Raw genomic sequence first — 22,077 nt, forward strand, 5'->3', positions numbered from 1 at the left:
CTTTGCATTCTTTGCTTAATTTTAAAAAACGGCTTGTTATTCGGCAAAATAATGAGCAGGCGCCTATATAAGTGCTGATTGTGGCAATCAAAGAGCCGAAGCCCTAATCTTTTATCTTCTGCCAAGTTTATTTTATTTTGTGCCGGTTGGCTTTGCGCAATGCGTTCGCTTGTGATTAGATTGCTGTGTTCGAATATAGACAGCGAGGTACTGCCACATGAATCTCCGCGTTTCGGGTAAACATATGGACATCGGTGATGCTTTCCGCATCAGAATTGAAGATCGTGTCCGTGATGCTGTTAGCAAATATTACGAAGGTGGCTATTCCGGTACAATTACAGTCGTTAAATCTGGCTCCCGCTTTAGTACAGATTGCACTTTGCACCTCGATACCGGTGCAACGCTCCAGTCTTCTGCTGAAGCTCAGGATCCGCAATTTTCCTTTGACGCAGCTGCTGAGAAGATGGATACGCGTCTGCGTCGCTATATGCGCCGCCTCAAGTCGCGTTCACTGGTACAGTCAGCGCGCAATAATCAGCAGAATATCGCTTATAGCGTGATGGAGCCTGCTCCTGATGAGGATGAGGATCTGCCAGAGGATTACGCACCGACAATCGTTGCGGAATCATCGGTGTCACTACGCACGCTCAGTGTTGCATCGGCGGTTTTTGAACTTGATCTGACCGAACATCCGGTTCTCGTCTTCCGCAATGCGGGCAGTGAAGAGGTCAATATCGTTTATCGCCGGCCGGATGGTAATATCGGCTGGATTGATCCGTCCAAAGCAGCACAGGCTGCGCGCGCATAATCGTGCAAAGAACAAACCCCGCAATTGCAGAAATGTGATTGCGGGGTTTTTCTTTGGCAGATTTTCGCGATTTACCCAGCTTTGGCAGCAGGCAAGCCGGATATTTGGATTCTATTCGATTTTTATTTTAACCAACTGAAATATAATGATAAAATATGATTCAATGCATGTGTTGGGTTTTTTATCGCTTTCGTCGTTGTTAATCACGATATCTAGAGATAGGAATTCTTATCTGACTGGTGTACCCTGACCGGAATGCCGCAGCACAGGCATTATTGAGCGCGCGGTGTAACCTTTTTTTAATTTTTATTTTTGAATAAAATCAAATGGTTATCAATTTTGTGCGTGAAAAATGTGAGTAGAATCGCGAATTTGACTTGAGTATCTGTTGAATGGGCAGTAGATCACTGCACCTCCCGGTTACGGAGATGTTTACTCCGCATGAGAGAAGGAATGGAGAAAATGGATCTTAGCGATCTGATTCAGCCAGGGGCAATTATCCCTTCGCTGAAGGCAAGCTCCAAGAAGCAATTGCTGCAAATCTTGGCTGAGAAAGCTGCTGAACTTACAGGTCTTTCTGAGCGAGAAGTTTTTGAAACTGTGACTCAGCGCGAACGTTTGGGATCTACCGGTGTCGGTAACGGCATTGCTATTCCCCATGGTAAGCTGCCGAATATCAGTAAAATTACCGGTGTTTTTGCCCGTCTTGAACAGCCGGTGGATTTTGAAGCACTGGATGATCAGCCGGTTGATCTGGTCTTTTTGCTGCTTGCACCGGAAAATGCAGGCGCAGATCATTTGAAAGCACTGTCCCGTATTGCGCGTTTGCTGCGCGACCCGGATATGGTTGCCAAATTGCGTGGCACGGTTGATGCGCAGGCGCTGCATTCATTTTTGATTGCGCCTCCGGCAACCAATGCGGCCTGAAAAGCTGCTACCCCTGCTGATTAAGGCAGGGTTGAGTTGAATTATAAATGCCGTGCCTGCCTTGTGCAGCGCGGCATTTTTCATTTCGAAGCCTTATATTTTTAGAAGTGATTTCATAAAAGGATTTTTTGCTATGCTTGTTTTAAAAGCAATGATCTATGTCACCAGCCCTCAGGGCGTGCTGGTTTTTGAAGAACCGGAATCTCCGCATATCGGATTGCAGGTGCCAGGCGGTACGATTGAGACAGGCGAAGACCCGCTTCTTGCTGCTGGCCGCGAACTGTTTGAGGAGACGGGTCTGACAGCGGATGATGGTTTGCGGTTTCTCGGTACAATTGATTTCACACTGACGGAAGAGGGGCGCCCTTATACGATGCGCCGCTATTATTATCATGTGCATTTTGAGGGGGAGTTACCGGAAAGCTGGGAGCATTACGAAATGCATGCTTTTGACGGCAGTGGCCCGATCCTGTTCCGGCTGTTCTGGTTGCCGTATGAGGACGCGCGCCAGAGGCTGGCTCATGGCATGGCGGAGCTGCTGCACCACGTACCCGCCACAGTGAAATAAAGCAAAACCCGCCTGCGTGGCACAGGCGGGTTGCAGAGATTTTAGCTCTGATTGCATCTTGGGATGCAGAATTAATGCAGTTGGGATGCAGAATTAATGCAGCATGACCGTGTGGAGTTCATGTTCCTGTGCTCCGGCCAAGGCTGTGGCGCGCATATCAGAAAGCATAATCGGGGTGCCGCTGGCACCGAAGAGTGCCCAGAGTTCCATGCCCGGTGCCATAGGCGGCAGGGCAGGGAAACGGCGGGAGAGGTCATCAGAGCGCACTTTGCGCAAATAAGCGATTTCACCTTCGCCAAGATGAGCAAATTCAAATTCTGTAAAAATGTGTCTGTCAGCAGTCATTTCAGGCCTCCTGTCTTGGCAGCTCATAAGACGCTGCCTGTCGAGAGCATTTGCGATTGCAGATGCAATCACGGGTCTGATTATAAAGGAGAACCCTTTACAGTTCTTTTATAATCGTAAGAACGATCACTCTTTCACGTTTATACTAATACGTTTGACGAGGCGTTCTGGTTCCGGTCTGTCGAGGTCAATCGATAATAATCCGTTTTTGAGTTCTGCATTGACCACACGCATTCCGTCAGCAAGCACAAAAACACGCTGAAACTGGCGGGCAGCAATACCGCGATGTAAGAATTCGCGCTCAGACTCATCGGTCTGTCGTCCGCGGATCACCAGTTGATTGTCTTCGGTGGTAACTTCAAGATCATCGTCAGAAAAACCGGCGACAGCAAGGGTGATGCGCAATTTTTCCGGAACAGGTTGTTCCTGATCTGGTGCAGGGCTGCGTAATCTTTCGATATTATACGGCGGATAGCCGTCACCGGATTTAGCAATCCGCTCCAGCGTCTTTTCCATCGTATCAAAACCCAGCAGCAGCGGGCTGGAAAAAGGTGTTAGTCTGGTCATTGTTCAGTCCTTGGATAAAAGCGACCGTTAAGAGGGAAAACCCGTTTAGGCATTTTCTTAGTCTTTATATGGCTTGGGAAAAGCGCTACTTCAAGAGGATCTGCTGATATGCATGTGATCTCTTCGGATTCGTGCAGAAAATAATTTAAACAAATTCATAGTGCATCGGAGCCGGTGTGCAGTTTTAAATGAAAAGGATGGCTGAATGGCCCGCAAAATCATTATTGATACAGATCCGGGACAGGATGATGCACTGGCAATTTTGCTGGCACTGGCCAGCCCTGAGCTGGATGTGCTGGGTATTGTGGCTGTTGCCGGTAATGTGCCGTTGCCTCTTACACAAAATAATGCTTTGAAAATTGCAGAACTGGCCGGAAAGCCGGAGACAAAAGTCTTTGCCGGTGCTTGCAAGCCACTGGTGCGTCCGCTGGTAACAGCTGAAGAAGTCCATGGCCGTACTGGTCTTGATGGTCCTGATCTGCCCGAACCGGTAATGAAGCTGCAGGAACAGCACGGTGTGGATTTTATCATTGAAACGCTGCTGCGTGAAAAATCCGGTACTGTGACGCTTTGTGCCCTTGGGCCACTGACCAATATTGCGTTGGCTCTCAACAAGGCGCCGGAAATTGCCACCCGTATTCAGGAAATCGTGCTGATGGGCGGCGGTTTCTTTGAGGGCGGCAATATTACGCCAACTGCCGAGTTCAATTTCTACGTCGATCCGGAAGCAGCCAAAGTTGTCTATGGAGCTGGTATTCCGATTGTGATGATGCCGTTGGATGTAACCCATAAGGCGCTGACAACAGCCAAGCGTATTGAGGCTTTCCGTGCACTCGGCACGAAAGCCGGTGATGCCTGCGTGGCGATGCTGGAATTCTTTGAGCGTTTTGACGAGGAAAAATACGGCACCGACGGCGGCCCGCTGCATGATCCGAATGTCATTGCCTATCTGCTGAAGCCGGAGCTTTATGCAGGCCGTCATTGCAATGTCGAGATTGAAACTGCGTCCGAGCTTTGCCTTGGCATGTCGGTGTTTGACTGGTGGGGTGTTACCAAACGTCCGAAAAATGCAATGGTGATGCGTGAAGTTGACCATGAAGGTTTTTTCACACTGCTGACAGAGCGTATCGGAACGCTTTGAGCATTACAGCATAATTCCTTAAACTTGAATCAGTTTAAGGTAAAATTATGCTGTAAATGTAAAGTGTTAGAGCGACCTTGTGTAGCGCCCAAGCGGGCGCACGGCGCTCTAAAAAGGCCGGAGAAATCTCCGGCCTTTTTAATTTATGCAACATCTGATGCATAAGGAATGGATGGCTGGGCACCGGGCTTCAGGCAGGCGAGTGAGGCTGCATTGGTTGCGCGCTGGCAGGCATCACGCAAAGACAGGCCGCTGTCGAGACCAGCTGCAAGATAGCCGCAGAATGTATCACCGGCACCAACCGTATCCACCGGTTTGATCTTCATCGCTGGCAGGCTGTAATGTTCATCTGGTGTTGCCACCATAATGCCCTGCGCGCCGAGTGTTACAATAACAGTGCGGCCGTAATGCTCGGCAAAATCGATCATTTTTGCCAGACGGTCATCGCCGCTTAGTTCCAGATGCGTGCTGGCCAGATCAAATTCTGTTTCATTGGCGATGATAATATCGGCACGTGGCAACAGAGCTGCCGCATCATCGCGCCAAGGGGCAGTGTTGAGAATGCAGGTGGTGTCGCTGGTTTCCGACATGGCAATGGCTTTTTCCAGCGCTGGCAGCGGGATTTCCATTTGCAGCAGCAGATAGCCGCCATCGAGGTCGGACGCATGCACATCGTCTTCGGTGACCAGACCATTAGCACCCGGAATGACGATAATGGTATTCTCACCACTGTCTTCAACGGTGATCAGAGCAATACCGGTCGCATAGCCACGGGTGGATACACGAGACAAATCCACGCCGTCAGCACGTAGCAGGGCAACGGCCTGCGATGCAAAACTGTCATCACCGATAGCACCAACCATACGTACATCAGCACCGGCACGCGCTGCAGCCAGTGCCTGATTGGCGCCTTTGCCACCTGCCGCGGTGGAGAAGTTGTGACCGGTCAGTGTTTCACCGGGTTCCGGCAGTTTAGGACTGCGGGCAATAAGGTCAAAATTAATCGAACCGATAATCGTAATCATGAAACATCCGGTGTTAAACCTGACCGTCAGCGACGGCTGCGGGTCAGGGCGTTGGAAAAAGCTGTTGCAAAGCTCTCACGATCATCGGGTGGCAGAAAACGGCCGATATCCAGAGATCTGTCGTCACTTTGCAACTGCATCTGGGTAATGCCGATATCATCTTTGCGGGTAATGTGGAACCGTGTGCGGAACGGATTAAACTGATAAGCGCGAATATGTCCGGATGCGGAAACCTGCCGGATGAGCAATTGCTCACGGGAGACACTGATTTCTTCCCGCTGCCGTGCAGCATAATAATTAAGCCGGAAGGCCAGATAAATCAGCGCGATATCTAAACCAAATAATCCGACTATGGGCCCGACCACTGGTAATACGCCGATCTGCATGAAGACCATGCCGATACAAGCCCAGAGCAGAAGCAGGCTTAAAATCATAATCTGAAAACCGCGCGCACTCAGCGAGCGGTAGGGCAATAATGTGGCTTTAAAAAATTGTGCGCCATAGGCGTCCGGATCAGCACCGTCCGGATGGTAGGGTGCATTCATGATGATATCTCTTAAGCCGCAGGTGGTTGATGGTGGTTGATAAAGTCCCTGCTGCGGCAAGCTTGCAGATAGGCTTCTTGCTGATAGCTTACTATATAAATACTATGCAGAACAACCAGACCCAGATTCCCGTTAAACCTCAGCGCCGTGTCAGCGGTACGCTTTACACACCGGCAGAAATCCATGAGATTTTCCGGCGCTTTTCAGTGCAGCGTCCGGAGCCGAAAGGCGAGCTTGAGCATGTCAATACGTTCACCTTGCTGGTGGCGGTTATGCTCTCGGCGCAGGCGACCGATGCAGGCGTGAATAAAGCCACGCGGGCTTTGTTTGCCATTGCGGATACGCCGCAGAAAATGGTTGATCTGGGTGAAGACACAGTCGGTGATTATATCCGCACCATTGGTCTGTGGCGCAATAAAGCCAAGAACGCGATTTTACTGTCGCAGGCTCTGATTGATAATTTCGGCGGTGAAGTGCCGGGTGACCGTGATGCGCTGATGACTTTGCCGGGGGTCGGGCGCAAAACCGCCAATGTGTTACTGAATATGGCTTTCGGCCAGCCGACAATGGCGGTGGATACGCATATTCTGCGCATTGGTAACCGCATTGGTCTGGCACCCTATAAAACACCGGATGAGATTGAAGCCAAGCTGGTGAAGATCATTCCGGCAGAATTTATGATGCATGCCCATCATTGGCTGATCTTGCATGGCCGCTATGTCTGCAAAGCCCGCACACCGGATTGCATCAATTGTGTGATCGCCGATATCTGTAAATCGGCACAGAAAACCAATGCAATTCCTGCGCCATTGGTACAGATAGAGGATTAAACCTGCGCCGTGATCCGCAGTAATGCAACTGTTGGTGCATCCAGTACTGTGCGCTCATGATTTATAAGCTCTGAGGCACCAGCCATAGAGGTTTGTGCCAATACCACCAGCTGCGTACCTTGTTGGTACGCGGTTTCTGCAGCGTCAGCAATTATCCGGTTATAGGTTGCGCTGTCACCAGAGCGGAAGACATCCCATGCTTTGTCAATAAGCCTGATATCCGGCTTGATAGATGTATCGGCAAAGACCTGACGGAACAGGTCGGTTGTTGGCTGCAAGGTGGTCGGCGCTGTACATAACACAGTCAGCGACAAGCCGCTCTCCAAAGCCTGTTCTGCCAAAGCACGATCTGTCCGCAACACCGGCTTGTTGAAACTGCTTTGTGCTGCGTCTGCAATGGCACCCAAAGTTGAACAGGTGACAAGCACAGCATCCGCATTGTCAAGTAATCCGGTAATGATACGCAATGTCTGGCTGGTTATGTCCTGCGTGATGCCGCCTTGCTTTTCAGCCTCTTCCAGTAAACTACCATGCACAACATGGTGCAATTGTCCGGCAGGGAGTGCAAGACGGCTGGCTGCCTGCTCAAAAATACCGATATTACTGGCAGCTGTGTGCAGGCAGGCAATGCGCATATATTTCCCGATCAGTGGCTGTTGATGGCGAGTGGTTTTTGTCCGCTCAGCGCTTTATGCAGATGCACCATCATAGCGGCGGCAAAGAGCGGTGTCAGCAGATTGACAAGCGGTATCGCCATAAAACCGGCAATCACCATGCCGCCGAGGAAAACCGTGATCCGGTTTTCTTCACGGAAGGTTTTAGCGCCATCCTCGCCGCGATAGCGCATGGCTGCAAATTCAAAGAACTCACGCCCCAAAAGATACCCGTTGACGATGAAGAAGGCGATCAGGTTGACACCCGGTATTAGCAACATCAGCAATGCGAACAGGTTGCCGAGAATAACCACGACCAGAAATTTGAGCGAATAAACCAGCGATCGACCAACCGGCATCGGGGTGCCAAGCGGCGCGTTGCTGTAATCCTCACGCTCGATAATCTCGGCCACATCATCAAGAAACAGACCGGCAATCAATGCCGTGACCGGTGCGATCAGAAATGCCAATAGTAGCGCCAACACAAAACCCGCCGCAATGGCAGCAATCAGGCCAAACCAGCTTGTCCAGTCCGGCATGGTTGGTAACAGGTTTTCAAACCATGGCCATGCCAGCCAAAAGAAAAACTGCCGTACAAGCGCCCATAATGCGATCAGTGCCAAAAAGGTCAGGCCGAGAGACTTCCACAGGACCGAACGGAACTCCGGTGTTGGCAGGCGGTAGAGCGCATTCAGCGCGGCAGTCAGGATCATCAGGGCTCCATTGGTTTGTTTTCAGATAGATAGGAAGCCGTTGCAAGGGCAACAAGATGAGGTGATGAGGATATCAGACTGCTTTTTTCAAAATGAAAATCTCGTTCGGCTCTGGCAAAAACCACATTCCGTGATTAGAACTAGAGCATAACTCCTTAAACTTGGATCAGTTTAAGGAGTTATGCTCTAATGCCGCAATGGATGTGAGGGCGTTCAGTTTTGCATCTGACTGCGAAATTTCACGGGAGTAAAAGCCATTTCTGTCCCTAAATATGATGTGTTGTGTATCGGTAATGCGATTGTCGATATTCTGTCCCGCACCGAGGATAGTTTTCTTATTGAGAACGGTATCATAAAAGGTGCGATGAATCTGATTGATACCGAGAGAGCCGAGCTGCTTTACAGCCGCAAAGGCCCTGCGATTGAAGCATCAGGCGGCAGCGCCGGTAATACGGCGGCAGGCATTGCCAGCTTGGGCGGACGTTCCGCTTATTTTGGCAAGGTTGCAGCAGATGAGCTTGGCAAAATTTACACCCATGATATTCGCGGACAAGGTGTGGCTTTTGACACGCCCCCGCTTTTGGATGGTGCGCCAACCGCGCGATGCATGATTTTTGTGACGCCTGATGGTGAGCGCTCCATGAACACCTATCTCGGAGCCTGCGTGGAACTGGGAATTGAAGATATCGAAAGCTCGAAGGTCAGCACCGCTCAGGTTGTTTATTTCGAGGGCTATTTGTGGGATCCGCCACGCGCCAAAGAAGCCATTCTGCTGGCAGCCAAAATTGCCCATGAGCATGGCCGAGAAGTGGCGATGACCCTATCCGATCCATTCTGTGTGGATCGTTACCGTGATGAATTTCTTGATCTGATGCGCAGCGGTGTTGTTGATATTGTTTTTGCCAATGAGGCAGAAGTGAAGTCGCTGTATCAGACATCGTCTTTTGAGACAGCACTTGAAGCACTGCGTAGTGATTGTAAACTGGCGGCTGTAACCCGTTCTGAAGACGGCTCCATTGTTCTGCGCGGCGATGAAACCGTAGAGATCAAAGCTATTGAGATTGATGCGCTGGTAGATACGACCGGTGCCGGTGATCTCTACGCGGCCGGTTTCCTCTTCGGCTATACCAATGGCTATACATTGGAAGAGAGCGGTAATTTCGGCTCGCTGGCTGCAGGCATTGTTATTCAGCAAATTGGTCCGCGCCCGATGCATAATCTGAAAGAGCTTGCTGAGCAGTTTGGTCTTATTAGAGCGCATCCCGAAACGTGTTAAACGGTTTTCGGAAAAGATGCGCGTTAAAACAAATGATTAGAGCGCCGATCTGATCCAATCAGATTGAAACGCGCTCTAAAGCATGAAAATGAAACGGGGAGCTTTTTGCTCCCCTGTTTTTATTCGTCGCGCACGATACCGTCGCGTTTAAGTTCTTCTTCCGTGCGTCCGCGCCGCGCTTTATGCGCAGGCAGCATCCAGCCATATTGCAGGGCGCCACCGCGGATCAGGAATGCGATTGCGGTGCCGGAGAGTACGGAAACGATGGTGGGGACGTTTAACATTTCCAGCGCCACAAAAGTACAGGCACCGGCAAGAGCTGCGGAAATATAGATTTCGCGGCGCATCAAAACCGAAGGTTGACCAGACATAATATCACGCATCACGCCGCCCAGCGTTGCGGTGAAAACTCCGGCGACAATCGCGACCCATGCGTTAAAGCCGAGCTGCAAGGCTTTTTCTGCCCCCATCACACTGAACATCGCCATACCAACCGCATCAAGCCAGAGCAGAATGCGATAACGCGATTCAACACGGTGTGCGGTAAAATAGACCAGAACTGCGGCACAGGTGCCGATCAGCAGATAGAGCGGCTCGCGCACCCAGTTGACCGGCGTATTGCCCAGTACCAGATCACGGATCGTGCCGCCGCCGACAGCAGTCATATTGGCTAGAAAAATAAAACCAATAATATCAAGCCGGCAGCGCGAGGCAGCAAGCGCACCGGTTGCGGCAAAGACAAAGACACCGGCATAGTCGAGAAAATCGATAAATGTCATATTTGCCTTTCAGTGAGAGACGAAAACAGCAGTGCTGTATTAATATTATGAGAGCGCCGTCTGCCATACTTGGCACGCAAAGGTCGCTCTAAGGCTCTGATTTGACGCGCTTCTTGTCCGAAAACCGTTTCACACTTTTCGGGATGCGCTCTAAAATAGGCTATTCTGCATGCCACAGACAATAAAAAGCGGACGCAGAGAAAGCTCTGCGCCCGTTTTTGTCTTTTCATTGAGCGACATATACCATGCCGCAATGTCAGAATGTTATTATTCTTTAGGACCACCGCGTGAAACGCCAACCATCGCCGGACGCAGCACACGATCACCGATAGCGTAGCCGGTCTGCATAACCTGTACGACCGTGTTGTTCGGTACTTCCACGTTTGGCACTTCAAAAATTGCCTGATGGAAGTTCGGGTCGAACTTCTGGCCCTCAGGTGCAATCTGTGTCACGCCATGGCGCTCCAGAGTGTTCAGCATCGCGCGTTCGGTCATTTCCACGCCTTCAGCCAATGCTTTGAGGCTTGGATCGGTTTCCAGAGCGTCAGCAGGGATAGCATCCAGAGCGCGGCGCAGATTGTCTGAGACTGAGAGCATGTCACGCGCAAAATTAGTGGTCGCATAGGTTTTTGCGTCCTGAATTTCGCGGGCAGTACGCTTGCGCAGATTTTCCATGTCCGCAGCCAGACGCAGCATCTGATCTTTCAGCGCATTGTTCGCAACCTGCAGCTCAGCCAGCGGGCTGATTGCATCATCGTCCAGCGCTGCATCTTCTTCAGCTTCCGCAACTGCTTCATCTTTGCGTGCTTTCAGAAAATCATCAGCGGCACGCTTCAGAGCATCACGGTCACGCGGATTGTTAAGATCGCGCTGGCCAAGGTCCGGGGTTTCGCCGTTTTTGTTTTCGTCAGCCATTATTCTCTTCCGTCTTGAATCATCTTGTCTGGGATATCGATGTTTGTGTGCTGAAAATCAAGACCGTCCCTCTGTGGCGCGGCAAATTAACAGGCAAATTTAAATTTTAGCCCCGTAAGAGGCGCGAAACCAGTGAGGCCGTATAGTCAACCATCGGTACGATACGAGCATAATTGAGCCTTGTCGGGCCGATGACACCAAGCGCACCGATTACCCGTTGTTCGGAGTCACGATAAGGCGCAACCACCAGTGAGGAGCCGGACAGGGAGAATAACTTGTTCTCGGAACCGATAAAAATCCGCACGCCGGAACCAGCTTCTGCCAGATCGAGCAGTTGGATCATGCCTTCTTTGGTTTCCAGATCGTCAAACAGTAGGCGCAACCGCTCCAGATCATCCTGTGCGGAAATGTTTTCCAGAAGGTTGGAACGTCCGCGCACAATCAGTCGCGTCTGCTGGTCGCTGGCCGCACCGCTCCAGATAGCAAGTCCCTGTTCCACCAGATGTTGGGACAGGCTGTCGAGCGCCTGACGGGTTTCTTCGCGCAAGGTCGCAATCTGTGTGCGGGCTTCGGCAAGGGTCTTGCCGTGAATATGGGCATTAAGGAAATTCGAGGCTTCAATCAGCTGCGAGGAGGTGACGCCTGCGGGCAGATCAATGACACGGTTTTCCACATCGCCGCTTTGGGTGACCATCACCGCCAAAGCGCGGGTTGGTTCAAGGCGCACAAATTCAATATGTTTGAGCGCACCTTCAGCTTTAGTTGCCAGCACCAGACCGGCACCGCGTGACAGGCCGGAGAGGATCTGGCTGGCTTCAGTCAGCACATGCTCGACAGAATTATTGTGTCCGGCGGCACGTACCTGATGTTCAATGCTGCTGCGCTCATCGGCAGGCAGGTCGCTGACCTCCATAAAGGCATCGACAAAGAAGCGTAAGCCCAACTGGGTCGGCATGCGTCCGGCAGAAATATGCGGCGAATAGACCAGTCCCAGATGTTCGAGATCGCTCATCACATTGCGGATGGTCGCCGGTGACAGGGATAAAGGCAGCAAACGTGAAAGATGACGCGAACCGACCGGCTCACCGTCATTCAGATAGCTCTCAACAATGCGCTGGAAAATATCGCGCGACCGCTGATCCAGCACTTGTAAAGGGGCATGCAGATTATCGGCACGCTCTGATCTGATCATTCGTCAATTTGCTCCGTTGATATGCAATATATAGGCTATTGTCATGCGGGGGCAAAGGGCAGGATCGGTTGTTTGCGTGTTTAGTCGCCGATTTTCCTTTAAATTTCGCCACTTCAGTACAGAGTGGTTTATTTTAAAACCACTCTGTCTCTTTGCTTGACGCAGTTTCGGACGGATCGTAGCGGGGTAGGGAAATAGTCCGGCGAACTATTTTCCCCGCGAAGGCGGTTCCACTTTTCCTGAAACTGCTCTAGAAGCAAAACAAATGCCTTTCAAAGGTGTCATCAGATTATAATCAGGCTGCCGTAAGTTTTTTGGGCGGCATTGTTTTAAAAGGAAAATCCATGCGTCCATCCAAACGCGCTCCGGACGAAATGCGTGCAATCTCTTTTGAACGCGGCATTTCCAAACATGCGGAAGGCTCCTGCCTCGTCAAATTCGGCGATACTCATGTGCTGTGCACCGCGAGCCTTGAAGAAAAGGTTCCGGGCTGGATGCGCAATAGCGGCAAAGGTTGGGTCACTGCGGAATATGGCATGCTGCCACGCTCGACCGGCGATCGTATGCGCCGTGAAGCCGCCTCGGGCAAGCAGGGTGGCCGCACACAGGAAATTCAGCGTTTGATCGGCCGTTCCCTTCGTGCCGTTGTTGATATGCAGGCACTGGGTGAATATCAGATCACTGTTGACTGCGATGTTATTCAGGCCGATGGCGGTACACGCACTGCGGCCATTACCGGTGGCTGGGTTGCTCTGCATGATTGCCTGCGCTGGATGGAAGCCCGCCAGATGGTCAAAGTCGACAAGGTTCTTAAAGACCATGTTGCTGCTATTTCTTGCGGTATTTATGAAGGCACACCGGTGATCGATCTCGATTATCCGGAGGATTCAACAGCGCAGACCGATGCGAATTTCGTGATGACCGGTCGCGGCGGTATTGTGGAAGTGCAGGGCACTGCTGAAGGTGAGCCATTCTCGGATGAAGAATTTGCTTCTCTGATGCTGCTGGCACGCAATGGTATTAAGCGTCTGGTTGACCTGCAGAAAATGGCTGTTTCTTAAATCAGCTGGAGCTGGCCGGAATGCAAAATGAATTATCCAATTATTTTATTGGATAATTCACCCGATCGTGAGCGGAAACTGATTTCGAACCTGTTATAAGGGGAGACAGTTTTCGTGTTCATGATTATTGAAAGGGCATTCATTATGCAAACCGGACAATTGAAACCAACACAGATACTTGAATCTGCGCTCTATGTGCGCGATATCGAAGAGGCTGTGCAGTTCTACCGCGATATTCTGGGGCTGGAGCTGGCTTTACCGCATAATCATCGCAATGCTTTTTTCCGCTGCGGTACAGGGATTTTGCTGGTTTTTGATGCAAAAGAAACCGTAAAACCGGCACCGGAAGGCGCGTTGCCGATCCCGACCCATGGTACGACCGGTGCAGGCCATATGTGTTTTGCCGCCAGCCGTGAGCAGATCGCGGAGTGGAAACAGCATTTTGCGAAGCATGGCATAGAGATTGAGCGTGAATTTGACTGGCCGAATGGCGCGCGCTCCCTTTACATCCGCGACCCTTCCGGTAATTCACTGGAATTCGCTGAACCCAAATTATGGAATAATGGATAAACTGATGAGAGAGCTGAACAAAGGCAAACTGGTTGTTGCAAGTCACAATGCAGGCAAGCTGAAAGAGTTTGCGGATCTGATCGGACCTTTCGGTTTTGATACCCAGTCTGCCGGTCAGCTTGGTCTGCCTGAGCCGGATGAAACCGGCACAACCTTTGAGCAAAATGCTTATATCAAAGCTTTTGCTGCGGCTGAAGCAACTGGTCTGCCGGCTCTCTCGGATGATTCCGGCATGATGGTGGATGCGCTGGGTGGTGAGCCTGGTGTTTATACCGCCAATTGGGCGGAACTGCCGGATGGCAGCCGCGATTTCAATATGGCGATGGGCAAAGTGATTGATAAGCTTGCAGCCGCAGGCGCATTGCAGCCGGAACAGCGCAAAGGCCGTTTTGTCTCCGTGATTTGCCTGTGCTGGCCGGATGGTCATGCTGAATATTACCGCGGTGAAGTGGAAGGCCAGATTGTAACGCCACGCGGCAATGACGGCTTTGGTTTTGACCCGCTGTTCCTGCCGGACGGTTATGACAAGACATTCGGTGAAATGACTGCAACGGAAAAACATGGCTGGAAGCCGGGCGATGCGCAAGCCTTGTCGCATCGCGCACGCGCTTTCAAACTCTTTGCTGAAGCGAAGTTCGCACCTGTGGATGTGAAATAATGCAGTCCCTGTCTGCTGCCGCTTCAGAGACCGCACGTCCGCTGCCTATTTTGCAGACAGACGGGGATCATGCTTTTGGCATTTATCTGCATTGGCCGTTTTGCATGGCGAAGTGCCCTTATTGCGATTTCAATTCGCATGTGCGGCATCAGCCGGTTGATCAGCCGCGTTTCGCGCAGAGTTTTTTGCGCGAGATGGCGACTTTGCGTGAGCGCACCGGCCCGCGCACAGTGACCAGTATTTTTCTTGGCGGCGGCACACCTTCGCTGATGCAGCCGCAGACTGTCGGTGCTTTGCTGGATGGTATCGCCAAATACTGGTCTGTGGCGGATGATATTGAAGTGTCATTGGAAGCCAATCCGACCAGTGTGGAAGCAGACCGTTTTCGCGGATACCGCGCTGCCGGTGTCAATCGCGTATCGCTCGGCGTGCAGGCGCTGAATGACCGTGACCTCAAGCGGCTCGGCCGGTTGCACTCCGTGGCTGAAGCGAAAGTAGCAATTGGTCTGGCACGTGAGATTTTCCCGCGCTTATCCTTCGATCTGATTTATGCCCGCCCAGACCAGAGCATTGCCGACTGGAATGCGGAACTGCGTGAGGCTGTAGCACTCGCTGCTGATCATTTGTCGCTCTATCAGCTGACGATTGAAGAAGGCACGCAGTTCTATAATCTCTGGAAGGCGGGTAAACTGACCACGCCTGATCCTGATCATGCGGCGGCGCTCTATGAAGAAACCCAGCGGGTCACGAGCGAACTCGGACTGCCTGCCTATGAGATTTCCAACCATGCGGTGAAGGGACGTGAGTCCCAGCATAATCTGGTCTATTGGCGCTATGGCGAATATGTCGGCATTGGCCCCGGTGCCCATGGTCGTTTTCGCGAAAACGGTGCGCGCACTGTTACGATGACCGAGAAACATCCGGAAACATGGGTGGATAAAGTGGAATCTTCCGGCCATGGTATTATCGAAGAAGAATATCTGACGCCCGAGCAGGAAGGCGACGAGTTTCTAATGATGGGGTTGCGTCTGAAAGAGGGCGTTGATCTTAACCGCTATCAGAAACTGACCGGCCATGGTTTGAAACCGGAGCGGCTTGCTTCGTTGCAGGAGCAGAATTTTCTGCAAGTGCTGGACGGTAATTTCCTGCGTGCAACACCGGACGGTGCTTTGCTGCTCAATACGCTGGTTGCGGAACTGACTGCCTGAATTTTGATAAGGATATGTTGTGGAAGACAATCTACTGGAAACACGCAGCTATGTAGTGGGCGAAAATCAATTTCGCGCCCGCCCGATTGAGCCTGCGCTCTATATTGTCGCCACGCCGATTGGTAATCTGGGTGATATAACTTTGCGGGCGCTGGAAGTGCTGGCGTCGAGTGATGTGCTGGCCTGCGAGGATACGCGCGTGACCCGTGTATTGCTCAACCGTTTTGCTATTGCGCGCCGCCCGATGGCCTATCACGAGCATAATGCTGCTGAAGCCGGCCCGAAAATTCTCGAAGCTTTGGCATCCGGCAAAAGCGTGGCACTGGTGTCTGACGCCGGTACACCGCTGGTTTCCGATCCGGGCTATCGTCTGGTCGAGGAAACCCGTAATGCCGGTTATAAAGTAGTGCCGGTGCCCGGTGCCTCTGCGGTGATGGCGGCTTTGATGGCCTCCGGCCTGCCGACTGACAGTTTCATGTTTTGCGGATTTTTGCCGTCCAAACAGGGACAGCGCCGCAACAAGCTTGAAACCTATAAGACCATTGATACGACGCTGATCTTTTTTGAATCGCCCAACCGTGCTTCGGATACTTTGCAGGATATGGCAGTCGTTTTCGGGGCGGATCGCCCTGCCGCTCTGTGCCGCGAACTGACCAAAGCCTATGAGACTTTCTCAACTTCGACTTTGGGTGAATTGTGCGAGCAATATGACGGTGAAGACCGTATTCGCGGTGAGGTGGTTTTGTTGGTCGGTGCGCCATTGCAAAATTCCGTGCCGGTGACCGAGCAGGATATTGATGCTCTGTTGCTTTCTCTTGCACAGGAATTGCAGCCTTCCAAAGCTGCCGGTGAAGCCTCGCGCATGACCGGTAAACCAAAAGGTGAGCTGTATCAGCGTTTGATGACATTAAAGGCTCAGAAATAATGAAGATTTCCCATGAGAAAAAGCAGCAGGCATTTTCTCGCGGGATATGGGCAGAGCGGTTGGCCGCTTTTGCTCTGATGCTCAAAGGCTTTCGCATTGTCGAGCGGCGTTATAAAACCCGCTTTGGCGAAATTGATCTGATTGCCAGACGCGGCAGTCTGGTGCTGATTGTTGAGGTGAAAGCACGCACCTCCGTTGAGGCGGCAATGGAGGCGGTCAGCTCTATGAGCCTGTCGCGGATTGAAGCGGCTGCCGACCACTGGCTTGCCCGTCAGCCGGATTATCACAAGCTGTCTTTGCGGTTTGACCTGATTGCAGTGCTGCCACGCCGCTGGCCGGTGCATATACCGGCAGCTGTCAGTTTCCGGAACTAAATTTCACGAAATTTGTAAAACGCGAAAAAGCGATGCGGTGCAACGCTCAAGCGCACAAGCCTGTTGCTTATAAGCTGTCGCAGAATACGCGATACTGGACACAATCTTTAACCACCCTTTGAAAGGTGCTGATTGTGACAGCTCGCCCAACCAGATTAACGGCTTTTCCGGCTTTTTTCCGCGTCGACAGCGCGGCAGTGCTGATTGTCGGCGGTGGTGAAGAAGCGCTGAACAAGGCACGTTTGATTGCGGAAACCACAGCGCAAATCCGTATTGTTGTGCCGGAAGGTGAGGCGCCAGAGCCAAATCTGGTGCAGTTTGTGCTGGACGGTGCCTATAGTTTGCGCACCGGAGCATTGCAGGACAATGATTTCTCTCAGGTAAAATTGGCTTTTGTCGCAACCGGCGATGCCGCACAAGACGCAAAAATCGCAGGCCAGATAAAAGCGCGGCATATTCCGGTCAATGTCGTCGACAGGCCGCATCTGTGTGATTTTTTCACACCGGCACTGGTTGCTCATGCGCCGGTTGCGGTGGCAATCGGCACAGAAGGTGCGGGGCCGGTACTGGCGCAGAAACTGCGGCGCGAAATCGGTGCAGCTTTATCTCCGCAAACCGGAGCGCTGGCACAATTGGCGGCTGACTATCGCAACAAGGTGGAAAGCACGTTGCCGAAAGGGGCGACGCGACGCCAGTTCTGGGATGTATTCTTCAATGGTGCTGTCGCGCATGCGGTTGAGCGTGGCGATCTGAGCCTTGCACGAGAACTGGCTGATCAGGCTCTGACTGAGGTGAATATCCCTTCCGGTTATGTCTGGCTGGTTGGCGCAGGACCCGGAGCAGAAGACCTGCTGACCTTGCGTGCGCAACGTGTGCTGATGCAGGCAGATGTGATCCTCTATGATGCGCTGGTGCCGGAGAGCGTGGTTGCCATGGGCAGACGCGATGCGGTGCTTATTCCGGTGGGAAAGCGCAAAGGCTGCCACAGCAAAAGTCAGGACGAGATCAATCAGTTGCTGGTTGAGCTTGCCCAAGACGGGCAGCGTGTGGTGCGGCTGAAATCCGGCGATCCGCTGGTCTTTGGCCGTGCCGGTGAAGAAATGGCGGCGTTGCGCGCAGCCGGTGTCAGCTTCGAGATTGTGCCCGGCATTACCTCAGCCATAGCTGCCGCCGCCGATATGCAGTTGCCGTTGACGTTACGTGGTGTTGCATCCTCCCTGATTTTCACCACCGGTCACGATATGGCGGGAGTCATCCTGCCGGATTGGGCGCGGCTTGCGCTCAGTGGTGCAACCATTGCTGTTTACATGGGTGCAAGCGTTGCCGCATCGGTGGCTCACCGTTTGACCGCTGCCGGTCTGCATGAGGATACGGCAGTGGCGGTGGTAGAAAATGCCGGACGCACAGAGCGTGTAATGCTGCACGGCCACTTAAAAGATCTGGCACAGTTGGAAAATCATAAAGAGCTGCAAGGGCCGGTCATGGTGATTATCGGCGATGCGGTTGCCGGTGCCTCACTTGAAGGTGCCCGCCCACTTGCCAATCAACAGACAATGACACCGGCACTGCATGTCTTGCAGGTTGGTGAAAAGGAGAAAGCATAATGACGGTCAAAGTCCTGAGTGCCAATCGTCTGAGCGACGGTGTTTCGGTCTGGCTTGCTGCGGATGGCCATTGGGCCAGCTCCATTCGCGGTGCATTGCTCGCGCGTCATCCTGAAGCTGTGGCGGCATTGGAAGCTGCCGGAAAACAGGCCAGCCGTTTTGACGAAGTGGTGGATATCAATCTGATCGAGGTCGAAGAGCGCGGTGTTGAGCTTTTCCCTGTTCGCTTGCGCGAACGCATCCGGCTGTCAGGCCCTACAATCACACCTGTTGTACGGCTGCATTCTGTAGCGGGTTGAACTGTTAAAATGATGCCTGTCGGGAGGGGCTGTAATGTACCGGTATGATGAGTTTGACCGCGAATTTGTTTTCGCCCGTGTGGAGCAATTTCGCGATCAGGTGTCGCGTCGTCTGAGCGGGGAGTTGAGTGAGGATCACTTCAAACCGCTGCGTTTGATGAATGGCGTCTATTTGCAGCTCCATGCCTATATGCTGCGTATTGCTATTCCTTATGGCACTTTGTCGTCGCGTCAGATGCATAAGCTGGCGCATATTGCCCGCGTCTATGATCGTGGCTACGGGCACTTTACAACGCGGCAGAACTTGCAATTTAACTGGCCGAAACTCACCGATATTCCCGCCATTCTGGAGGAACTGGCCGAGGTGGAGATGCACGCCATTCAAACCTCCGGCAATTGCATCCGTAATGTGACTGCCGATCATTTCGCCGGTGCGGCACGGGATGAAGTCGCCGATCCGCGCCCCTATGCCGAGATTTTGCGGCAATGGTCATCACTGCATCCCGAGTTCTCTTACCTGCCGCGCAAATTCAAAATTGCGGTCACTGGTGCAGAGGCCGACCGTGCGGCCATTCAGGTGCATGATATCGGTCTGCATCTCAAAGAAAACGAACAGGGACAGCGTGGCTTTGCAGTCTATATCGGCGGCGGGCAGGGACGCACGCCGATGATTGCCAAAAAGGTACGCGATTTTCTGCCGGAAGCGGATTTGCTGACCTATATCACCGCTATTGTGCGGGTGTATAACCTCCATGGTCGCCGTGACAATAAATATAAGGCACGTATCAAAATCCTCGTCCATGAAACCGGATTGGAGGATTTGCAGGCGCAGATTGAGGCCGAATGGCAGGTGATTAAAGATAGTGATCTGAAATTGCCTGAAGCTGATATTGCCGCTATTAACGCCTATTTTGCAGCGCCCCGATTGCCTGAACGGGCAGAGGGACACGGGTTTGTTGCGGTAACGCGTAAAATTGATGCGGCTTTTGCTTCTTGGTTTTCCCGCAATGTGACGGCGCATAAGCACCCTGATTATGGTGTGGTGACAATCTCGCTCAAAGCCATCGGAGAAATTCCGGGCGATGCGTCAGCCGATCAGATGGATATTGTGGCCGATCTGGCTGAACGCTTTTCGCAAAGTGAAATCCGCGTCAGCCATGAGCAAAATCTGGTGCTGCCGCATGTGGCGCTGGCCGATTTGCCTGCACTTCATGCACAATTGCAGCAGGCCGGACTTGCCACGGCCAATGCAGGGCTGATTACCGATATTATTGCCTGCCCCGGACTGGACTATTGCGCTTTGGCTAATGCCCGCTCCATTCCTGTCGCACAGCGTATTTCCGAGCGCTTTGGCTCGCAGGCGCGGCAGGAGGAAATCGGTGATCTGAAGATCAAAATCTCCGGCTGCATTAATGCCTGCGGTCATCATCATGTCGGTCATATCGGTATTCTCGGCGTGGAGAAAAAAGGCGAAGAACTGTATCAGATAACGCTCGGCGGTTCCGGCGATGAACAGACATCCATCGGCGATATTACCGGTCGCGGATTTTCTTCTGAAACCGTGGTAGATGCTATTGAAACAGTGGTGAATACCTATCTGAGTATACGCAGCGCACCGCACGAAAGTTTTCTCGAAACCTACCGGCGTTTAGGTGCGCAGCCGTTCAAGACAGCACTCTACGGGGAGGCTGTACATGCAGCCTGATCTGACTGAGACCACAGCAGACAGGGCGCAACGCCTGAATTACCTTTACGGCGATGCAAGTGCCGAGGCGATTATCGCAGTGGCCGTTAAAGAGTTTGGCGCAGGGCTGGCTGCCGTGTCTTCTTTCGGTGCGGATTCTGCAATCTTGCTGCATTTGATTGCGCAGATACAGCCGTCGCTTCCGGTGTTGTTTTTGCAAACCAATAAGCATTTTCCGGCAACATTGCGTTATCAGACGCAATTGGTGCAGGAACTGGGGCTGACAGATGTCCGTGATTTGCTGCCGGACGCGGGCGCTTTGAAAGCCCATGATCCGCTGGGCGCTCTGTGCCTGACGGATAAAGACCGCTGCTGCGATTTACGCAAAGTTCAACCACTCGCACAGGGCATTGCGCCATTTCAGGCATGGTTCACAGGACGCAAGCAGTTTCAGGCAGCGACGCGCAACGGTTTGCCTGCTTTCGAGGCAGTAGGAGAGCATATCCGCATCAATCCTATGCGAGACTGGAATGCAGAGCAGCTGGAGGCCTATCGCGCGTCCCATCATTTACCGCCGCATCCGCTGGTGGAGCAGGGCTATCGTTCCATAGGCTGTATGCCCTGCACACGACCGGTCGGTGATGGTGAAGATCAGCGGGCAGGGCGCTGGACAGGTTCAGGTAAAACCGAATGTGGTATTCATCTGGGTGGTCTCGAACAGCATTTGCAAAAGGATAAGGCAAAGGGAGCAGAGCTATGACTGAGACAATTTTACCGGCACTCTGGTCACGTTCCGGCCTGACGGATGATGGTTTTGTGCATGTTGAGAGTGTTGAGGAAATCACCGGCCATGATGCGGTGATCGTGCCGCTTCAACTGTGGCCACAGATCAGTCGCGAGCGCCTGCGCACCAGCAATATCCGGATCGGTGTATGCGTTGAGGCTGGTGAGGCGCTCGACAACCTGCTGGGTGATTTGGCGCATATTGACCTGCTCGTGCTGGACTTTCCGGCTTTCAATGACGGGCGTTCTTTTTCCAAGGCTGCACGCCTGAGGTCGCATTATGAATTTACGGGCGAGATCAGAGCATCGGGTGCCGTACATATTGATCAGGTGAGTGCTATGCTGCGATCCGGTTTTGACACGCTACAGATCAGCGACGCACGGACTTTAAAACGTCTGCTTGCCGGCGAATTGCACGATACAGGTGTTTATTATCAGCCTGTTGCCGGTGGTATCCATGGTGCAGAGCAGGGACTGGCAGGTTATAGCTGGCGTCGACGGCAGGGTTTTTAAACAAGAGGTTCTTATTCCTGTCTGAAGGCTGGCTGCCTGTACCAATTCACGGTATCGGCATAGGGAAACAGGAATAAAGCTTGTTTTATGTGTCGAAAACATTATCTACCATAA

At 52.2% G+C, this 22,077-nt stretch carries 26 protein-coding genes; 17 read left to right on the forward strand and 9 right to left on the reverse strand.

Annotated features, from left to right (window positions below):
* The first annotated feature begins 217 nt into the window (after positions 1 to 217).
* From hpf to QUF18_RS02095, 3 genes are all read left to right on the forward strand, one after another.
* A complete protein-coding gene (gene hpf, locus QUF18_RS02085; RefSeq protein WP_289384809.1) occupies positions 218 to 808 on the forward strand; it encodes a ribosome hibernation-promoting factor, HPF/YfiA family in 591 nt (196 codons plus the stop codon).
* A gap of 462 nt (positions 809 to 1,270) precedes the next feature.
* Entirely contained in the window at positions 1,271 to 1,735 is a 465-nt protein-coding gene (gene ptsN, locus QUF18_RS02090) for a PTS IIA-like nitrogen regulatory protein PtsN (protein WP_113943956.1), read from the forward strand.
* 133 nt (positions 1,736 to 1,868) lie between these two features.
* Positions 1,869 to 2,303, forward strand: a complete 435-nt coding sequence (locus tag QUF18_RS02095; RefSeq protein ID WP_289384811.1) for an NUDIX hydrolase — start codon at positions 1,869 to 1,871, stop codon at positions 2,301 to 2,303.
* 93 nt (positions 2,304 to 2,396) lie between these two features.
* Here QUF18_RS02095 and QUF18_RS02100 read toward each other — a convergent pair whose 3' ends face one another.
* Both QUF18_RS02100 and QUF18_RS02105 read right to left on the reverse strand, forming a co-directional pair.
* On the reverse strand, positions 2,397 to 2,648 hold the full coding sequence (locus tag QUF18_RS02100) for a BQ00720 family protein (protein WP_113943548.1): 252 nt from the start codon (positions 2,646 to 2,648) through the stop codon (positions 2,397 to 2,399).
* Positions 2,649 to 2,774: 126 nt separating this feature from the next.
* Positions 2,775 to 3,215 carry an Hsp20 family protein gene (locus QUF18_RS02105; protein ID WP_289384815.1) on the reverse strand — a complete coding sequence of 147 codons (441 nt, stop codon included), beginning with the start codon at positions 3,213 to 3,215 and terminating at the stop codon, positions 2,775 to 2,777.
* Positions 3,216 to 3,420: 205 nt separating this feature from the next.
* Between QUF18_RS02105 and QUF18_RS02110 the strand changes: the two genes are divergently transcribed.
* Positions 3,421 to 4,356: a nucleoside hydrolase gene (locus QUF18_RS02110; RefSeq protein ID WP_289384817.1), complete on the forward strand. Its 936-nt coding sequence runs from the start codon at positions 3,421 to 3,423 to the stop codon at positions 4,354 to 4,356.
* 143 nt (positions 4,357 to 4,499) lie between these two features.
* On the opposite strand, the gene QUF18_RS02115 is transcribed toward QUF18_RS02110, so the two are convergent.
* Positions 4,500 to 5,381 (reverse strand): ribokinase, encoded by an 882-nt coding sequence (locus QUF18_RS02115; RefSeq protein WP_289384819.1) that lies wholly within the window; start codon positions 5,379 to 5,381, stop codon positions 4,500 to 4,502.
* 26 nt (positions 5,382 to 5,407) lie between these two features.
* Positions 5,408 to 5,926, reverse strand: coding sequence for a DUF2244 domain-containing protein (locus QUF18_RS02120; protein WP_289384821.1), 519 nt, complete (start codon positions 5,924 to 5,926; stop codon positions 5,408 to 5,410).
* A 104-nt stretch (positions 5,927 to 6,030) separates the two neighbouring features.
* Between QUF18_RS02120 and nth the strand changes: the two genes are divergently transcribed.
* Complete coding sequence (nth, locus tag QUF18_RS02125; protein WP_289386098.1) at positions 6,031 to 6,756, forward strand: endonuclease III; 726 nt, start codon at positions 6,031 to 6,033, stop codon at positions 6,754 to 6,756.
* On the opposite strand, the gene QUF18_RS02130 is transcribed toward nth, so the two are convergent.
* Both QUF18_RS02130 and QUF18_RS02135 read right to left on the reverse strand, forming a co-directional pair.
* Positions 6,753 to 7,391 carry an aspartate/glutamate racemase family protein gene (locus QUF18_RS02130; protein ID WP_289384823.1) on the reverse strand — a complete coding sequence of 213 codons (639 nt, stop codon included), beginning with the start codon at positions 7,389 to 7,391 and terminating at the stop codon, positions 6,753 to 6,755. The two genes, nth and QUF18_RS02130, sit on opposite strands and share 4 nt — an antisense overlap.
* 11 nt (positions 7,392 to 7,402) lie before the next feature.
* A complete protein-coding gene (locus QUF18_RS02135; RefSeq protein ID WP_289384824.1) occupies positions 7,403 to 8,122 on the reverse strand; it encodes a sulfate transporter family protein in 720 nt (239 codons plus the stop codon).
* Positions 8,123 to 8,378: 256 nt separating this feature from the next.
* Here QUF18_RS02135 and QUF18_RS02140 point away from each other — a divergent pair, with 256 nt between their 5' ends.
* Complete coding sequence (locus QUF18_RS02140) at positions 8,379 to 9,398, forward strand: adenosine kinase (RefSeq protein WP_289386099.1); 1,020 nt, start codon at positions 8,379 to 8,381, stop codon at positions 9,396 to 9,398.
* A 119-nt stretch (positions 9,399 to 9,517) separates the two neighbouring features.
* Here QUF18_RS02140 and QUF18_RS02145 read toward each other — a convergent pair whose 3' ends face one another.
* The 3 genes from QUF18_RS02145 to hrcA form a co-directional block, all read right to left on the reverse strand.
* Complete coding sequence (locus QUF18_RS02145; protein ID WP_289384825.1) at positions 9,518 to 10,177, reverse strand: trimeric intracellular cation channel family protein; 660 nt, start codon at positions 10,175 to 10,177, stop codon at positions 9,518 to 9,520.
* Positions 10,178 to 10,444: 267 nt separating this feature from the next.
* Complete coding sequence (gene grpE, locus QUF18_RS02150; RefSeq protein WP_289384826.1) at positions 10,445 to 11,092, reverse strand: nucleotide exchange factor GrpE; 648 nt, start codon at positions 11,090 to 11,092, stop codon at positions 10,445 to 10,447.
* 106 nt (positions 11,093 to 11,198) lie between these two features.
* Positions 11,199 to 12,284: a heat-inducible transcriptional repressor HrcA gene (gene hrcA, locus QUF18_RS02155; RefSeq protein ID WP_289384827.1), complete on the reverse strand. Its 1,086-nt coding sequence runs from the start codon at positions 12,282 to 12,284 to the stop codon at positions 11,199 to 11,201.
* 344 nt (positions 12,285 to 12,628) lie between these two features.
* Here hrcA and rph point away from each other — a divergent pair, with 344 nt between their 5' ends.
* The 11 genes from rph to QUF18_RS02210 all read left to right on the forward strand — a co-directional run bounded on the left by rph (position 12,629) and on the right by QUF18_RS02210 (position 21,963).
* Positions 12,629 to 13,345, forward strand: a complete 717-nt coding sequence (gene rph / locus QUF18_RS02160; protein WP_113943537.1) for a ribonuclease PH — start codon at positions 12,629 to 12,631, stop codon at positions 13,343 to 13,345.
* A 159-nt stretch (positions 13,346 to 13,504) separates the two neighbouring features.
* A complete protein-coding gene (locus QUF18_RS02165; protein ID WP_113943954.1) occupies positions 13,505 to 13,915 on the forward strand; it encodes a VOC family protein in 411 nt (136 codons plus the stop codon).
* Positions 13,916 to 13,919: 4 nt separating this feature from the next.
* Entirely contained in the window at positions 13,920 to 14,573 is a 654-nt protein-coding gene (rdgB, locus tag QUF18_RS02170) for an RdgB/HAM1 family non-canonical purine NTP pyrophosphatase (RefSeq protein ID WP_289384828.1), read from the forward strand.
* A complete protein-coding gene (gene hemW / locus QUF18_RS02175) occupies positions 14,573 to 15,781 on the forward strand; it encodes a radical SAM family heme chaperone HemW (RefSeq protein WP_289384829.1) in 1,209 nt (402 codons plus the stop codon). Before rdgB ends, hemW begins: the two co-directional genes overlap by 1 nt.
* Before the next feature lie 19 nt (positions 15,782 to 15,800).
* Complete coding sequence (gene rsmI, locus QUF18_RS02180) at positions 15,801 to 16,706, forward strand: 16S rRNA (cytidine(1402)-2'-O)-methyltransferase (protein ID WP_289384830.1); 906 nt, start codon at positions 15,801 to 15,803, stop codon at positions 16,704 to 16,706.
* A complete protein-coding gene (locus QUF18_RS02185) occupies positions 16,706 to 17,080 on the forward strand; it encodes a YraN family protein (protein ID WP_289384832.1) in 375 nt (124 codons plus the stop codon). The genes rsmI and QUF18_RS02185 overlap by 1 nt, the downstream gene beginning before the upstream one ends.
* Positions 17,081 to 17,205: 125 nt before the next feature.
* Complete coding sequence (gene cysG / locus QUF18_RS02190; RefSeq protein WP_289384834.1) at positions 17,206 to 18,684, forward strand: siroheme synthase CysG; 1,479 nt, start codon at positions 17,206 to 17,208, stop codon at positions 18,682 to 18,684.
* Entirely contained in the window at positions 18,684 to 18,983 is a 300-nt protein-coding gene (locus QUF18_RS02195; protein ID WP_113943532.1) for a DUF2849 domain-containing protein, read from the forward strand. Before cysG ends, QUF18_RS02195 begins: the two co-directional genes overlap by 1 nt.
* A 34-nt stretch (positions 18,984 to 19,017) precedes the next feature.
* Positions 19,018 to 20,688, forward strand: coding sequence for a nitrite/sulfite reductase (locus QUF18_RS02200; RefSeq protein WP_289384837.1), 1,671 nt, complete (start codon positions 19,018 to 19,020; stop codon positions 20,686 to 20,688).
* The gene (locus QUF18_RS02205; RefSeq protein WP_289384839.1) at positions 20,678 to 21,427 is read left to right on the forward strand and encodes a phosphoadenylyl-sulfate reductase; all 750 of its coding nucleotides are present in this window, start codon (positions 20,678 to 20,680) and stop codon (positions 21,425 to 21,427) included. The genes QUF18_RS02200 and QUF18_RS02205 overlap by 11 nt, the downstream gene beginning before the upstream one ends.
* The gene (locus QUF18_RS02210) at positions 21,424 to 21,963 is read left to right on the forward strand and encodes a DUF934 domain-containing protein (RefSeq protein WP_289384841.1); all 540 of its coding nucleotides are present in this window, start codon (positions 21,424 to 21,426) and stop codon (positions 21,961 to 21,963) included. The genes QUF18_RS02205 and QUF18_RS02210 overlap by 4 nt, the downstream gene beginning before the upstream one ends.
* Positions 21,964 to 22,077 lie beyond the last annotated feature (114 nt).

This window comes from Pseudochrobactrum kiredjianiae (assembly GCF_030362795.1).
Taxonomy (GTDB): domain Bacteria; phylum Pseudomonadota; class Alphaproteobacteria; order Rhizobiales; family Rhizobiaceae; genus Pseudochrobactrum; species Pseudochrobactrum kiredjianiae.